Annotated in this window: 13 protein-coding genes and 1 riboswitch; of the genes, 7 read left to right on the plus strand and 6 right to left on the minus strand. The window is 61.6% G+C overall.

The genetic code is table 11. The annotated features are described in order from the left end of the window. Positions 1-51 precede the first annotated feature (51 nt). The 4 genes from AU074_RS15935 to AU074_RS15950 all read right to left on the minus strand — a co-directional run bounded on the left by AU074_RS15935 (position 52) and on the right by AU074_RS15950 (position 3,451). A complete protein-coding gene (locus AU074_RS15935; protein WP_076015517.1) occupies positions 52-1,020 on the minus strand; it encodes a metal ABC transporter ATPase in 969 nt (322 codons plus the stop codon). Between the two features lie 41 nt (positions 1,021-1,061). Further along, positions 1,062-1,874: an aldo/keto reductase gene (locus AU074_RS15940; RefSeq protein WP_076015518.1), complete on the minus strand. Its 813-nt coding sequence runs from the start codon at positions 1,872-1,874 to the stop codon at positions 1,062-1,064. After that, complete coding sequence (locus AU074_RS15945; protein WP_076015519.1) at positions 1,871-3,046, minus strand: FAD-binding oxidoreductase; 1,176 nt, start codon at positions 3,044-3,046, stop codon at positions 1,871-1,873. The genes AU074_RS15940 and AU074_RS15945 overlap by 4 nt, the downstream gene beginning before the upstream one ends. Before the next feature lie 69 nt (positions 3,047-3,115). Continuing rightward, on the minus strand, positions 3,116-3,451 hold the full coding sequence (locus AU074_RS15950) for a multidrug efflux SMR transporter (protein ID WP_003209492.1): 336 nt from the start codon (positions 3,449-3,451) through the stop codon (positions 3,116-3,118). Positions 3,452-3,651: 200 nt separating this feature from the next. On the opposite strand from AU074_RS15950, the gene AU074_RS15955 reads away from it, so the two are divergent. Further along, positions 3,652-4,542: a LysR family transcriptional regulator gene (locus AU074_RS15955; protein WP_076015520.1), complete on the plus strand. Its 891-nt coding sequence runs from the start codon at positions 3,652-3,654 to the stop codon at positions 4,540-4,542. Between the two features lie 23 nt (positions 4,543-4,565). Then, entirely contained in the window at positions 4,566-5,843 is a 1,278-nt protein-coding gene (waaA, locus tag AU074_RS15960; protein WP_076015521.1) for a lipid IV(A) 3-deoxy-D-manno-octulosonic acid transferase, read from the plus strand. 122 nt (positions 5,844-5,965) lie between these two features. Here the strand turns inward: waaA and AU074_RS15965 are convergent, their stop codons facing one another. Beyond that, the gene (locus AU074_RS15965) at positions 5,966-7,405 is read right to left on the minus strand and encodes a TolC family outer membrane protein (protein ID WP_076015522.1); all 1,440 of its coding nucleotides are present in this window, start codon (positions 7,403-7,405) and stop codon (positions 5,966-5,968) included. 195 nt (positions 7,406-7,600) lie between these two features. Further along, positions 7,601-7,706: riboswitch (TPP riboswitch) on the plus strand. 145 nt (positions 7,707-7,851) lie between these two features. Here AU074_RS15965 and thiC point away from each other — a divergent pair. Both thiC and cytX read left to right on the plus strand, forming a co-directional pair. Further along, the gene (gene thiC / locus AU074_RS15970) at positions 7,852-9,756 is read left to right on the plus strand and encodes a phosphomethylpyrimidine synthase ThiC (RefSeq protein ID WP_076015523.1); all 1,905 of its coding nucleotides are present in this window, start codon (positions 7,852-7,854) and stop codon (positions 9,754-9,756) included. Between the two features lie 189 nt (positions 9,757-9,945). Continuing rightward, a complete protein-coding gene (cytX, locus tag AU074_RS15975; RefSeq protein WP_076015524.1) occupies positions 9,946-11,235 on the plus strand; it encodes a putative hydroxymethylpyrimidine transporter CytX in 1,290 nt (429 codons plus the stop codon). Here cytX and AU074_RS15980 read toward each other — a convergent pair. After that, positions 11,204-11,950 carry an RsiV family protein gene (locus AU074_RS15980; RefSeq protein ID WP_076015525.1) on the minus strand — a complete coding sequence of 249 codons (747 nt, stop codon included), beginning with the start codon at positions 11,948-11,950 and terminating at the stop codon, positions 11,204-11,206. The genes cytX and AU074_RS15980 overlap by 32 nt on opposite strands. A gap of 211 nt (positions 11,951-12,161) precedes the next feature. On the opposite strand from AU074_RS15980, the gene AU074_RS15985 reads away from it, so the two are divergent. From AU074_RS15985 to cpdA, 3 genes are all read left to right on the plus strand, one after another. Continuing rightward, positions 12,162-12,779, plus strand: coding sequence for an NUDIX domain-containing protein (locus AU074_RS15985; protein WP_003209505.1), 618 nt, complete (start codon positions 12,162-12,164; stop codon positions 12,777-12,779). After that, positions 12,770-13,219 (plus strand): DUF1249 domain-containing protein, encoded by a 450-nt coding sequence (locus AU074_RS15990; RefSeq protein ID WP_003209507.1) that lies wholly within the window; start codon positions 12,770-12,772, stop codon positions 13,217-13,219. The genes AU074_RS15985 and AU074_RS15990 overlap by 10 nt, the downstream gene beginning before the upstream one ends. A gap of 99 nt (positions 13,220-13,318) precedes the next feature. After that, entirely contained in the window at positions 13,319-14,134 is an 816-nt protein-coding gene (cpdA, locus tag AU074_RS15995; RefSeq protein ID WP_076015528.1) for a 3',5'-cyclic-AMP phosphodiesterase, read from the plus strand. Positions 14,135-14,426 lie beyond the last annotated feature (292 nt).

The following is a 14,426-nucleotide window of genomic DNA, read 5'->3' on the forward strand; positions in this document are numbered from 1 at the left end:
ATTCGCGAGCAAGCCCGCTCCCACATTCGACCGCCGCGACCTGACGTCCGGTTACCGGTTGGCTTTTTTCTTCGGCACAATCTTGCGCAAGATCTGCCGCGCCTTACCCGTCAACCGCTTCAACTTCGACTCTTTCTCCGGCGCGCTCAGCCCCTGCTGCCGCAGCCAATCCTTCCAGCGGATTCGCTCATCACGCACCACCCAGCCTTCCTGCTGTGCAAAGCTCTCAGCCAGATATAACCCTCGCGTACTCGCCGGATACAGCTGATCCTTCTTCAAGGTATACAGCTCTGCACACGGCTGCCCGTCCTTGAGGGGCATCAGGTACAAGTCCGGACGCTGACGGTCCAGGCGGGCCACCAGTTGATCGCCTTCCAGTCGCTCGTCCACATGAAACAGGCTCAGGGACTTTGCTTCCTTGGGCACTTCCAGGCGCAAGTCATAAATCAACTGCAGCGAAGCCGTAGGCAGGTGCACGTAAGCGCGTGGCCGCTCAATCAATTGCATGGTGGCGCAGCGCACCGGGCGCGCGGCCCCGGACAGCGGCGAGAGGCGAAACGGCAACGCTTCGCGGTAGTGCAGGGCAGACGAGTAGGGTGCCGGTAGCCAGGTGTCGTTGAAGCGCCCGCCCAGCCAGCCTTCCGGGGTTTCCAGCAGGCATTCCTCGGCGATTTCCTGAATGGCGGTGTGCAGTGGCAGGTTCAGTTCGTGGGCCGGCACATAACCGGAGATCAGCTTGAGCACCACATCGCCGCGGTCTTGCCGGCGCTGGCGCACCAGCACCCAGTAATCGCGGTTCTGCCAGTGCAGAGTCAGGCGTACCGAGACGCCAAGATTGGCCAGTTCCAGTACGAACCGCTCAGTGTCTTGCACCTCCACCGGCTTGCGCCGTTGCAGGGTCTGGGCGAAGTTGAGCGGCATGCCAACGCTCTGGTAACTCAAGCCTTCGGGCGTGGCTTCGACATGCAGCGGCAGTGTTTTAAAGTTACTCGGGTTTTTTCTAATGAGCGTTCGCGCCATGTCGGCTCCTTCTTGCGTCGGGGTCGGCCGCGTCGGCGGCATCAGAGTTGGCGAATGACCTTGGCAGCGGTCGCTACGTTATGGGCGAGGTGCAGCGGATTAATGGTCCCGACAATAGCACTGGCGACGCCGGTTTGCGCAAACAACAACATGAAACTGGCGTGAATTGGATCCACTCCTGATTCGAGGCAGACATGGCCACTGGCTAGTGCCTTTTTCACCAGGATGCCTTTGCCATGGTCGGCGGCATAATCAATGACGGCTTTCTCGGCCTGTTCGTTCAGATTGTAGGTGACCATGGCGCAATCGCCTTGTTCCAGAGCCTTTACGCCGCCTTCGACGGTTTTACCGGAGAAGCCAAAACCGCGAATCTTGCCCTCGCGCTTGAGGTCCGCCAGGGTCTGGTAAACCTCGCAGTCATTGAGGATATGCAGGTCGTTGCCGTCGGAGTGCACCAACACCAGGTCGATAAAATCCGTTTCAAGTCGTTTCAGGCTGCGCTCCACAGACAGTCGGGTATGGGCCGCGCTGAAATCATGATGGGACACGCCCTCGGCGAACTCTTCACCCACCTTGCTGACGATCACCCATTCCTGGCGCTGGCCGCGCAATAGCGGGCCCAGGCGTTCTTCGCTGCGGCCGTAGGCGGGTGCGGTGTCGATCAGGTTGATGCCCAATTGCCGGGCCTGGCGCAACAGCATCCGCGCGGCATCGTCATCGGGAATCTGGAAGCCGCTGGGGTATTTCACCCCTTGGTCGCGGCCCAGCTTGACGGTGCCCAGGCCCAGCGGCGAAACCAGCAGGCCGGTGCTGCCCAGCGGGCGATGAAGGTCATGCAGGGTCGGCAGGGTCATGGCAGCAGTTGCTCCCAGGCAGGTTGGGCGATGGAGGGTTTCGGCAGTTCAGGCAGTTTTTCGGTAGTGCCGGGCTTGATGCCGTCACGTTCCAGTGCGTTGATCACCCGATCAGCAAAGTCCGGCGCCAATGCCAGCTTGGTCGGCCAGCCCACCAGCAGGCGATCCTGCTCGGCGAGGAAGGCGTTGTCCGGGCGGGTCAGGCCTGACTGCAACGGCTCGGCGCGGTCCACGCGCAGGGTGGCCCACTGAGTCTGGCTCATATCGATCCAGGGCAGCAGCTGCGCCAGCTCTTTTTGTGCCGTGGCGATCTGTTGCTCCGGGGTACGGGCCACACCTTCGGCCTCGGCGATATCGCCGCCCAGGTACCACACCCAATTGCCATCGGCGGCGGGGTGTGTGGTAACGGTGATTCGCGGCTTGGTGCCGCCACCCAGGCAGTGCGCATACAGCGGCTTCAGGCCGGGGCCCTTGGCGATGATCATGTGCAGCGGTCGGCGTTGCATCGCGGGCTGGCTCAGGCCCAGGGCGCTGAGCAGGTCAGCGGTGCCGCCACCGGCGCTGAGGACGATACGTTGGGCGCGGATCTCGCGGCCATCGACCTTCAGGCCTGCCAGCGTGCCGTCTTCCATTAACGGTTCGATCTTCTCCCCGGCAAGCAGGCCGTCACCGGCCAGTTGCGCCAGGCGTTCGATCAGGCTCGGGACGTCGATCACCAGTTCGGCCAGGCGGTAGACCTTGCCCTTGAAGCGGCGGTCTTGCAGGGCCGGTGGCAGGTCATCGCCCTTCACTTGGTCCACGCGGCCACGCACGGCCTTGCTGGCAAAGAAGCTGGTGAGGTTGCCGGCGATAGTCCCCGGCGACCACAGATAGTGGGCTTCGGACAGCAGTCGCACGCCGGAAAGGTCCAACTCGCCGTTGCCCGCCAGGGCTTCGCGCCAGCGGCGGGGCATGTCGGCGATGGCTTCGGAGGCGCCGGTCAGGGCGCCGTGCAGTGCGTATTTCGCACCGCCGTGGATGATCCCCTGGGACTTCACGCTTTGCCCGCCGCCGAGGGTGGCGCTTTCCACCAGCACCGTGGAAAAGCCCTGGCGGCGCAGGCGCGCATTGAGCCAGAGGCCGGCAACCCCGGCGCCGACAATCAGAACGTCGGTGGAAATAACGGATGGCATGCAGCGACCTCAGTGTTCAAGACAAGAGGCGCAGTATACAGGCACAGCGCGGTGGCGATTTGTCGGTGATCAGTGCCCGGCCGTTTTCGAGAACAACTGAATCACCACCACCCCAAGCACAATCAGGCCCATCCCCAGCATCGCCGGGATATCCAGTTTCTGCCCATAGATAAACAGCGCGGCGATGCTGACCATCACGATGCCCATCCCGGCCCACACTGCATACGCGACACCCACCGGCACGGTGCGCACCACCAGCGTCAGCATCCAGAAGGCCACACCGTAGCCGACGATCACCAGCAACAGCGGGATAGGCGTGCTGAAACCCTTGATCGCTTTCATGGAAACGGTGGCGATCACTTCCGAGCAGATGGCAATGGCCAGGTAATAGTAGGCGGCGTTCATGGGTAAATCCTCGGTACAGGGGTTCAACCGTAGGAGCGAGCTTGCTCGCGAAAATAGTCAACGATGACGCAGTGCATCTGGTTTAACGCGGCGCGCTGAGGCTTTTCGCGAGCAAGCTCGCTCCTACAAAGGTCGGCATTCTAGAGACTTTCCAGATGCGGTAAAGTCATTACCTATCCGAATTAAAGATGGGTTGAGCCATGAGCGTGCAGTGGAGTCTTGAGCAGATGCGCCTGTTTGTAAGCGTCGCGGAGCAACGCTCGTTTTCGGCGGTGGCACGGGATCAGCGCAGGGCGCAGTCGGCGGTCAGCAATGGGATTGCCTTGCTGGAGGCGGACCTGGGCCTGTGTCTGTTTGATCGCAGCAGCGGCCGCCAGCCCCGTTTGACCGAGGCCGGCACGGCATTGCTCGAAGAGGCGCGGGAAGTCTTGCGCCAGTGTGAGCGCCTGAATGGCCGCGCCTTGTCGTTGATGCGCGGCGAAGAGGCGCGCCTTCGCCTGGCCCAGGATGAAGCCATGCTCTATCAGCCGGTGCTCGATAGCCTCGAAGCGCTGGCGGGAAAATTTCCCAGCCTGGAGGTGCAGTTGTCCAGCGCGGCCCAAGGCGATGTCGCGCGCAAACTGGTGGAGCGCAAGGCCGATCTGGGCCTGCTGTTCTATCACGATCAAATCCCCGAAGCGCTGGAGCGCCGGGTGCTGGGCAGTGTGGAGATGGTGACCGTGTGCGGTATCGGTCATCCCATGGCCAAGGAACAGTTCGTGGATTGCCAGCGCCTGGCACAGTTTCGCCAGTTGCTAATGGCCACTCAGACCAGTGTGTATCCCGGCAGCGAGGCCGCCAGCCCGCAAGTGTGGCGGGCTGACAGTTTCTACGTGCTGGCCGAATGGCTGGCGCGGGGCCTGGGTTGGGCCTGGTTGCCACGGCATGTGGTGCAGTATCCGGCCTATCAGAACCAGATGGTCGAACTCAACAGCGAATGGACCCCGCCGGCGCTGGTGGTGGAGTTGGTCTGGCGCCGCGACGAACCCCTCGGCCCGGCCGCGCGTTTCCTCGCAGAACGTTTTGCCGAGTGCTTGCAGGCGATCGACTGAAAAAGCCGATAAACTCCGCCGCCATGAATAGAACTCTCTACAGCTGTCTGTTTTACCTGGCGCTGCCGTTGGTGGCTTTACGTCTGTGGCTGCGCTCACGCAAGGCGCCGGCTTACGCGAAGCGCGTGGGTGAGCGCTTTTCCTATGGCTTGCCGGTGATGCAGCCTGGCGGGATCTGGGTGCACGCCGTGTCGGTGGGCGAAAGCATCGCCGCTGCGCCGATGATCCGCGGTCTGCTGGAACGTTATCCACAGCTGCCGATCACCGTCACCTGCATGACGCCCACCGGTTCCGAGCGCATCCAGGCGTTGTTCGCCAACGAGCCAAGCATCCAGCATTGCTACCTGCCGTACGATTTGCCCTGTGCGGCCAAGCGGTTTCTCGATCGCGTGCAGCCGAAACTGGCGGTGATCATGGAGACCGAGCTGTGGCCCAACCATATTCATCAGTGCGCCCAGCGCGGGATCCCCGTGGCATTGGCCAACGCACGGCTGTCGGCCCGGTCGGCCAAGGGCTACGGGCGTTTCGCCAAGCTGACGGCGCCGATGTTGGCGGAAATGAGCCTGTTCGCCGTACAGACCGAAACCGAGGCCGAGCGTTTTCGCAGCCTGGGTGCACGGCCCGAGACCGTCGAGGTCACCGGCTCGATCAAGTTCGACCTGACCATCGACCCGCAACTGCTGGAGCGCGCCGCCGCCTTGCGTGAGCAATGGCACGCCAGCGAACGCCCGGTGTGGATAGCCGCCAGCACCCACGAAGGCGAAGATGAAGTGGTACTCGCCGCCCATCGCCAGTTGCTCGCCAGCTATCCCAATGCGTTGCTGATTTTGGTGCCGCGCCATCAAGAGCGCTTCAACCCGATGTTCGAGCTGTGCCAGCAGCAAGGCTTCGCCACCGTGCGTCGCTCCAGCGGCGAGGCGGTGACGGCGCAGACTTCCGTGTTGCTGGGCGACACCATGGGCGAGTTGCTGTTTCTGTATGCCCTGGCCGACAGCGCCTTTGTCGGCGGCAGCCTGGTCGCTACGGGCGGGCATAACCCGCTGGAGCCGGCAGCCTTGGCCAAGCCGGTGATTTGCGGGCCCCACGTGTTCAACTTCCTTGAAATCAGCGCAATGATGCGCGACGCCGGGGCGTTGCAGGAAGTGGACGATGCCGAGGGTTTGGCGGTGGCGGTGCAGCGCTTGTTCGAGCTGCCGCGTGACGCGCAGAAGATGGGGCAGGCGGGGCTGGCGGTGATGCGCGCCAATCAGGGGGCGTTGAAGCGTTTGCTGGACGGGTTGGGCAGACTGCTGAACGTCTAACAACACAAATCAAATGTGGGAGCGGGCTTGCTCGCGAATGCGCAGTGTCAGTCAGCGAATAAGTCGACTGATACACCGCTTTCGCGAGCAAGCCCGCTCCCACATTGAGTTATTCGGCAGTCTTAGTAACCGGGGTTAGCCTTCAACTGCGCCGCGGCCGCCTTGGCCAGGTCCGGCGGCAGGAAGTCCTTGTCCGGGTTGTAGTCGGCCTTCAAATACCGCGCCAGATCCTGCAAATCCCCCGGGTTCAGCGTTCCCGCCGCCTGCTTTAAGCGCAGGTTGTCGAGGATGTAGTCATAGCGGCTGTTGTTGTAGTTGCGCACCGAGGTGTAGAGCTGGCGCTGGGCGTCCAGCACATCGACGATATTGCGTGTTCCCACCTGGTAACCGATTTCCGTGGCTTCCACTGCGCTCTGGTTGGAGATGATCGACTGGCGGCGCGCCTGCACCTGCTCCACATCGGTGTTCACCGCGCGGTGCAGGTTACGGGTGTTTTCTACCACCTGGCGACGCAGGCCTTCGCGCTGCTGCTCGGTCTGGCCCAGGCGGGAATAGGATTCGCGCACTTGCGAGCTGGTCAGGCCGCCGCTGTACAGCGGGATCCTCAACTGCAAGCCCACGGTGCGTTGCGACACGTCACCTTGATACGGCTGGCCGAAGGCGCTCGGGTTGCTGAAACCCAGGGCGTCATTGTCACCTTTTTCATATTGCGCCACGGCATCCAGGGTCGGCGCGTGGCCGGCCTTGCGTTGCTTGAGGGTTTCTTCGGCGGCGGTGACCGCGTAGTTGCTGGCCAGCAGGTTCAGGTTCTGGCGGCCGGCGGTTTCGACCCAGGCCTTGGCGTCGTTCGGCGACGGCGGCAGCACCGGCAGCGTGTGCACGATGCCCTGGATCGAGTTGTATTGGCGGTTGGTCAGGGTGATCAGCGCTTCAAAGGCGTCGTCCACCTGGCGCTGGGCCAGGATCCGGTTGGCGCGGGCGGTGTCGTAGCTGGCCTGGGATTGCAGCACGTCAGTCTTGTCCGACAGGCCGACGTCAAAGCGTTCATTGGATTGGTCCAGTTGGCGCTTGAATGCGGCTTCTTCGGCCTTGGTCGAGGCCAGGTTGTCTTGGGCTCGCAGCACGGCGAAGTAGTTTTCGGCGCTTTGCAGGATCAGATTCTGTTCGGTGGCCGAGAGTTGCAGCGAAGCCTGTTCGTTGACGGCTTCGGCAGCCTGCAACTGGAACCAGCGATCGGCGCGGAACAGCGGCTGGCTCAGGGTCGCGCGCCAGGAATGCGCATCGCGGTTGACCGTGGCCGCAGGTTGATCGAGCTGAGTGCGCACATTATTGATGTCGGCACCGGCCGACAGGTTCGGCAGCAAGCCGGCGCGAGCCTGGGGCACCACTTCTTTCTGCGCGCCATACTGGGCGCGGGCAGCAGCCAGGTCGGCGTTGTTGTCCACCGCTTCCTGGTAGACGCTGACCAGGTCGGTTTTGGTCGTCAGGGGCGCTTCAGCTGCCCAGACCAGTCCGTTGGTCGCACAAGACACGGCGAGAGCCAGTGAAAGTTTGCGCAGCATGAGGCGATCCCTAGAATAATATTACGGCGATAATTTGGTGCCCAAGGCTAAGGCGGCCGATTCCTGGCGTCAAGACCTCAAGCAGTCACCGAGTGTAGTGGCGCTATCACGGCACAACAATCCTGTAATTACGCCATTCATCACGATGAATGCACCGCCGTTGGCAATTTGCCTGCTCCATGGTCTAGACTGGCCGCGTTCTTGTCGGGGTGCCTTGTTGGAAGGCTGAGATCGGTAAATACCGGATCCCGTTGAACCTGATCAGGTTAGCGCCTGCGTAGGGAACAAGATTTCTCGTCACCCGGCGAGTCCTCTTGTGCTTCGTCCGGGATGTTGTTCGACAATCGAACAGCCCGTGCGCCAAGCACAGCACTGTCACAGTGCGTCCATCCGTCACAGGTTCACTCCGACAAAAATCCACCGCCTGGATAGTTGGAGAGCCCGTGATGAGCATCGAATTAAAAAGCCAAAAATCAAAAAATACCGTGCACCTGAGTGAATCGGCCAAGGTCGACTCCGGTTCCGTACAGCCGTTTACCCGCTCGCAAAAAATCTACGTCCAGGGCACCCGTCCGGATATCCGCGTGCCGATGCGCGAAGTCAGCCTCGACGTGACCCCCACCGACTTCGGCGGTGAAATCAACGCGCCCGTGGTGGTCTACGACACCTCCGGCCCGTACACCGACCCGAATGTGATCATCGACGTGCGCAAAGGCCTGGGGGATGTGCGCTCGCCGTGGATCGAATCCCGTGGCGACACCGAGCGCCTGTCGGGCTTGAGCTCGCACTTCGGCCAACAGCGCCTGAGCGATGCCGAACTGACTGCCCTGCGTTTCGCCCACGTGAAGAACCCGCGCCGCGCCAAGGCCGGGGCTAACGTCACCCAAATGCACTACGCCCGCCAAGGCATCATCACCGCCGAGATGGAATACGTTGCCATCCGCGAAAACATGAAGCTGGAAGAGGCCCGTGCCGCAGGCCTGCTGGACCAGCAACACGCCGGCCACAGCTTCGGCGCCAGCGTGCCGAAAATCATCACCCCGGAATTTGTGCGCGAAGAAATCGCCCGTGGCCGCGCGATCATCCCGGCCAACATCAACCACACCGAGCTGGAACCGATGATCATCGGCCGTAACTTCCTGGTGAAGATCAACGGCAACATCGGCAACAGCGCCCTGGGTTCGTCCATCGAAGAAGAAGTGGCGAAACTGACGTGGGGCATTCGCTGGGGGTCGGACACGGTGATGGACTTGTCCACCGGCAAACACATCCACGAAACCCGCGAATGGATCATCCGCAACTCGCCGGTGCCGATCGGTACCGTGCCGATCTACCAGGCTCTGGAAAAAGTCGGCGGCGCCGCTGAAGACCTGACCTGGGAGCTGTTCCGCGACACCCTGATCGAACAGGCCGAGCAGGGCGTCGATTACTTCACCATCCACGCCGGCGTGCTGCTGCGCTACGTGCCGCTGACCGCCAAGCGCGTCACCGGCATCGTTTCCCGTGGGGGTTCGATCATGGCCAAGTGGTGCCTGGCGCACCACAAAGAGAACTTCACCTACACCCATTTCGACGAAATCTGCGAAATCATGAAGGCCTATGACGTCAGCTTCTCCCTGGGAGATGGCCTGCGCCCGGGTTCGATTGCCGACGCCAACGACGCCGCACAATTCGGTGAACTGGAAACCCTCGGCGAACTGACCAAGATTGCCTGGAAGCACGACGTGCAAACCATGATCGAAGGTCCGGGCCACGTGCCGATGCAGTTGATCAAGGAGAATATGGACAAGCAGCTGGAGTGCTGCGACGAGGCGCCGTTCTACACCCTCGGCCCGCTGACCACCGACATCGCGCCGGGTTATGACCACATCACCTCGGGTATCGGTGCGGCGATGATCGGCTGGTTCGGTTGCGCCATGCTCTGCTACGTCACGCCGAAGGAACACTTGGGCCTGCCGAACAAGGATGACGTAAAGACCGGGATCATCACCTACAAGATCGCAGCGCATGCGGCGGACTTGGCCAAGGGGCATCCGGGGGCACAGATTCGTGACAACGCATTGAGCAAGGCGCGCTTTGAATTCCGCTGGGAAGACCAGTTCAACCTGGGCCTGGACCCGGACACGGCGCGTTCGTACCACGACGAAACCTTGCCGAAGGACTCGGCCAAGGTCGCGCATTTCTGCTCGATGTGCGGGCCGAAATTCTGCTCGATGAAGATCACCCAGGAAGTGCGTGAGTACGCGGCCAACCAGCGCATTGAAACGGTGGATGTGGACGTGGCCAAGGGACTGGCGGAGCAGGCGGAGCGGTTCAAGCAGGAAGGTAGCCAGCTGTACAAAAAGGTCTGAATCAGAACCTGTGGCGAGGGAGCTTGCTCCCGCTGGAGTGCGCAGCGCTCCCGGAATCTGGATCGGTGTTTTAACTGACACTCATCAGTTGCAGGTTTTGGGGCGGCTTCGCCGCCCAGCGGGAGCAAGCTCCCTCGCCACAGGGGGTTTTCCTGATTCAAATAATAGTGTCCCTCTGAGATAACACCCTTGAGCATTCAACCCAGCACCTACTCCCCCGACATTGCAGTCCCCTTAGACAAGCGCGTCTTCGGCGCCCGCGATCTCTTTTCCCTGTGGTTCTCCCTGGGCATCGGCCTGATGGTCCTGCAAACCGGCGCGCTGTTGGCGCCGGGACTGGGCCTGTCCGGCTCGTTGCTGGCGATCTTCCTCGGCACCCTGGTCGGCGTCCTGCTGCTGGCTGCCGTCGGCGTGATCGGCAGCGACACCGGGTTGTCCTCCATGGCCGCCCTCAAACTCAGCCTCGGCACCCAAGGCGCCAGCCTGCCGGCGCTGTTGAACCTATTGCAGCTGATCGGCTGGGGCTCGTTCGAAATCATCGTGATGCGCGACGCCGCCAGCCTGTTGGGCGCTCGCGCGTTCAGCGAAGGCAGCCTGCTGACCAGCCCATTGTTCTGGACCCTGGTATTCGGCGCCCTAGCGACCTTGCTCGCCGTCAGCGGTCCGTTGACCTTCGTACGGCAGGTCCTGCGCAAGTGGGGCATCTGGCTGCTGCTGGCCGCCTGCCTTTGGCTGACCTGGAACCTGTTCGCCAAAGCCGACCTGGCCGCACTCTGGGCCCAGGCCGGTGACGGTTCGATGCCATTCGCCGTTGGCTTCGATATCGCCATCGCCATGCCGTTGTCCTGGCTGCCGTTGATAGCCGACTACTCACGCTTCGGCAAACGCGCGAAAAACGTATTCGGCGGCACGGCGCTGGGTTTCTTCATCGGTAACTTCTGGCTGATGAGCCTGGGCGTGGCCTACACCCTGGCGTTTGCGCCGAGCGGTGAAGTGAATGCGTTGCTGCTGGCATTGGCCGGGGCTGGCCTGGGGATTCCGCTGCTGCTGATTCTGCTGGATGAATCAGAAAATGCCTTCGCCGATATTCACTCGGCGGCGGTGTCCAGCGGGATTCTGTTGCGTTTGAAAGTCGAGCACCTGGCGCTGGCCATTGGTGTTATCTGCACGCTGATCGCCTGCTTTGCGCCATTGGCGCAGTACCAGAACTTCCTGCTGCTGATCGGTTCTGTGTTCGCGCCGCTGTTCGGCGTGGTGCTGGTGGATCACTTTATCCTGCGCCGCCGTGGCCTTGGCGTCGCTGCCAACCTACGCTGGCCGGCGCTGTTGGCCTGGCTCGGTGGCGTCAGTACTTATCACTTGCTGGCGAATCTGTACCCGGATGTCGGCGCGACCCTGCCGGCGCTGGTGCTGGCAGGGCTGTTGCACTTCATCCTGGGCCGGGCCTTCAGTGGCGTGCGGGCACCAGCTCAGGCTTGATCACGCCAGTCAGGCGCGCATAGGGGATGGTCATTTCGATCAGCCCCAATGCGTACGGGGCGATGGTGGTCACGTTGTACTTGAGCACCACGCCATTGCTGGTCAACGCCACATTCGGGGTTTTCTGGAACGGCCAGCTCTTCACGAACTCCGGGTCGCGGTCCATCTGCGAGTTGATCAGCCAGTTGTTGTGGGCGACTTTCGCGGTCTTCCAGAACGCCTCTTCCTGACCCGGCAACAGCATGTCGGTCAGGCTCAGCTCTTTGTGCAGCAGGCGTGAATAGTTGATGAAGCCGCGGCCCGGCTCGCCGTGGGCGGTGCCGGTGTCCAGGTAGCTGGACACTTCGATGATCACCAGTCCGTCATGCTGCTCACGTACCTTGGCCTGCAAGTACATGCTGTTGCGGTCAGGCGACTCACGCAAAAACTTGTCGCGGTAGGCGTTCAGGGTAGCGGGCATGCTCTGGCTCGGCGAGGTACTGGCCATCTGCAGCAGGCGCTGTTCGATGATCTGGTCCAGCTGTGGCTCGGACGGGAAGTGCACGGTGTCGATGTTTACCAGCGGACAATCCGGGCTGCTACAGCCGGGTTTGATCTGCTCGGAGGCGTCGGCGGTGGTGTCCAGCGGCTTGAGATAGCTCGGTTGGAACAGGCTCTGGCAAGCACCCAGGGTCAAGGCGATACAGGCCACGGAGGCGATTTTTAAAAGCGACATGTGTGTCCTTCATAAATCGAGGAAAGGTGAAAATGTGGAGCTTCGACTCCCGACAAGGCAGTCAGTTCGCCACTAAGCTGATTAGAGTGAGTTTGACGCCCGCCGTCTATCCCGGCAACCGGAAAGGGGCTGCATCAAGGGGCACGAGCGCGTTAGGATGGCGCGATGTCGAGGCCGCCTCGATACCGCAAGGCAAAAAACGAGGGTTGATATGACGGACACAGCGAAATCGACGCCGAGCAAGGTTGAGATTGTTCAGCGCGACAATGCCTATAAGGGCTTCTACAAACTGGATCGGCTGAAGCTGCGGCACGAGAAGTTTGATGGCGGCATGAGCCGTGAGCTCAATCGCGAAGTCTTTGTTCGTCATGACGCCGTGTGTGTGCTGCCCTACGACCCGCAGCGCGACGAAGTGGTGCTGATCGAGCAGTTTCGCGTAGGCGCCATGGGCCGTACCGACAACCCATGGCTGATCGAAATGGTCGCCGGCCTGATCGATAAAGATGAGCAACCGGAGGAGGTTGCACACCGCGAAGCCGAAGAGGAAGCTGGCCTTACCTTCTCTGCACTCTGGCCGATCACGAAGTACTTTCCGTCGCCGGGTGGCAGCACCGAATTTGTCCACTTGTTCCTGGGCCGTTGCGAAAGTGCCGGGGCCGGTGGCGTCCATGGACTGGAAGAGGAAGCTGAAGATATCCGCGTCACCGTCTGGGCCTTTGAAGACGCCCTGCAGGCGGTACGTGACGGTAAAATTTCCAACGCAGCGAGCATTATTGCCCTGCAATGGCTTGCGCTTAATCGCGCGGAAGTGAGGGGGTTATGGCAGTAAAGGCACGGGAGCGATATCGGGTTGACCTGATCGGGCTGCAAGCAGCCTGCGAGGCCAACTATGCACGGCTGATGCGGCTGCTGCCGGACATGCGCCACACCCCCGAGGCGCGGCGCATCGCCGTGACTCACGGCGACCAGATGCTCGGCGTGCTGACCCTGGAAGTGATCGTGAATTGCCCGTACACCACCACCCTGCGGGTGCGCCAGGAGCACAGCCTGCCTTGGTTGCCGGTGCCGCAGTTGGAAGTGCAGGTGTACCACGACGCGCGCATGGCCGAAGTGATCAGCGCCGAACATGCGCGACGCTTTCGCAGCATCTATCCTTACCCCAATGTGTTCATGCACCAGCCCGATGAGAAAGCACAGCTCAATGTGTTCCTCGGCGAATGGTTGAGCCACTGCCTGGCCCTGGGCCACGAGTTCGAAGTCGTTCGATAGATGTGAACTGTGTCCGCTTCACGGGTTTCCTCTTTGTGTCCTGCCCCAGCATAATCGCCTCAAATGTCCATTCCTGTGATCACGCCCTGGGAGAACGCCTTGCCGAGCGTATCCGCCTTGAACCCTGACGCTCCGGCGTTGCTGGTGCAGTTGTCCGATAGCCACCTGTTTGCCGAGGCGGACGGCGGGCTGCTGGGCATGAAAACCCGCGAGAGCCTGCAACGGGTCATCGAACTGGTGCTGGCGCAGCAGCCGCAGATTGATCTGGTGCTGGCCACCGGGGATTTGTCCCAGGACGGCACGCTGGAGTCGTATCAGGCGTTTCGTGACATGACGCGGCAGATTCAGGCGCCGGCGCGCTGGATTCCGGGGAATCACGATGAGCCGCAGGTGATGCTGCAAGCGGCGATCAACAGTGCCTTGCTGGAGCCGGTGGTGGATGTGGGCAACTGGCGGATCACCCTGCTGGACTCGGCGGTGCCGGGCTCGGTGCCGGGGTATTTGCAGGACCAGCAACTGCAACTGTTGGCGCAATCGTTGAGTGAGGCGCCGACTCGGCATCATCTGGTGTGTTTTCACCATCATCCGGTGTCGATTGGGTGCGCTTGGATGGAGCCTATTGGTTTGCGTAATCCTGAGGCGCTGTTTGCGGTGCTGGATCGGTTTCCTCAGGTGCGGGCGGTGCTTTGGGGGCATGTGCATCAGGAAATTGACCGGGAGCGTAATGGGGTGCGTTTGTTGGCTTCGCCTTCTACCTGTATTCAGTTCGCTCCCGGGAGTGAGGATTTCAAAGTGAGTGAGCAGGCGCCTGGGTATCGCTGGCTGCGGTTGCATGCCGACGGGCGGTTGGAAACGGGTGTGGAGCGGGTTGAGGGGTTTGTGTTTCAGGTGGATTACGGTAGTGATGGGTATTGATGGTTTTGGGGGCATATCCGTTATTTGGGTAACGGCTGCCTAGGGTTCCGCTCTTACAGCGGGTCACTTTTGAAAAGCGCAAAAGTAACCAAAACGCTCTGCCCCGCCTGTCGGCACCTCGCCTAGGCTCGGTGTTCCCTCACTCCGGTATTGCTCCGCGGGCCGCCGCGACGGGCCATCCATGGCCCGGCGCGGCTAAACCGGCGTCCTGCCGGTTTACCCGCTCCGCAATACCTGCGTTCGGCCTCGGGCTGAATGGGGCAGTCAGATCAAAATCAAAAGCAGATCAAAA

The organism is Pseudomonas sp. ATCC PTA-122608 (assembly GCF_001952855.1).
Lineage (GTDB): Bacteria > Pseudomonadota > Gammaproteobacteria > Pseudomonadales > Pseudomonadaceae > Aquipseudomonas.

Bases quoted from the DNA above. Each gene is read 5' to 3' on its own strand.
- AU074_RS15965 (WP_076015522.1), bottom strand. From the start codon at position 7,405: ATGCTGCGCAAACTTTCACTGGCTCTCGCCGTGTCTTGTGCGACCAAC.
- AU074_RS15945 (WP_076015519.1), bottom strand. From the start codon at position 3,046: ATGCCATCCGTTATTTCCACCGACGTTCTGATTGTCGGCGCCGGGGTT.
- thiC (WP_076015523.1), top strand. From the start codon at position 7,852: ATGAGCATCGAATTAAAAAGCCAAAAATCAAAAAATACCGTGCACCTG.
- AU074_RS15950 (WP_003209492.1), bottom strand. From the start codon at position 3,451: ATGAACGCCGCCTACTATTACCTGGCCATTGCCATCTGCTCGGAAGTG.
- waaA (WP_076015521.1), top strand. From the start codon at position 4,566: ATGAATAGAACTCTCTACAGCTGTCTGTTTTACCTGGCGCTGCCGTTG.
- AU074_RS15990 (WP_003209507.1), top strand. From the start codon at position 12,770: ATGGCAGTAAAGGCACGGGAGCGATATCGGGTTGACCTGATCGGGCTG.
- AU074_RS15955 (WP_076015520.1), top strand. From the start codon at position 3,652: ATGAGCGTGCAGTGGAGTCTTGAGCAGATGCGCCTGTTTGTAAGCGTC.
- AU074_RS15985 (WP_003209505.1), top strand. From the start codon at position 12,162: ATGACGGACACAGCGAAATCGACGCCGAGCAAGGTTGAGATTGTTCAG.
- AU074_RS15935 (WP_076015517.1), bottom strand. From the start codon at position 1,020: ATGGCGCGAACGCTCATTAGAAAAAACCCGAGTAACTTTAAAACACTG.
- AU074_RS15940 (WP_076015518.1), bottom strand. From the start codon at position 1,874: ATGACCCTGCCGACCCTGCATGACCTTCATCGCCCGCTGGGCAGCACC.
- AU074_RS15980 (WP_076015525.1), bottom strand. From the start codon at position 11,950: ATGTCGCTTTTAAAAATCGCCTCCGTGGCCTGTATCGCCTTGACCCTG.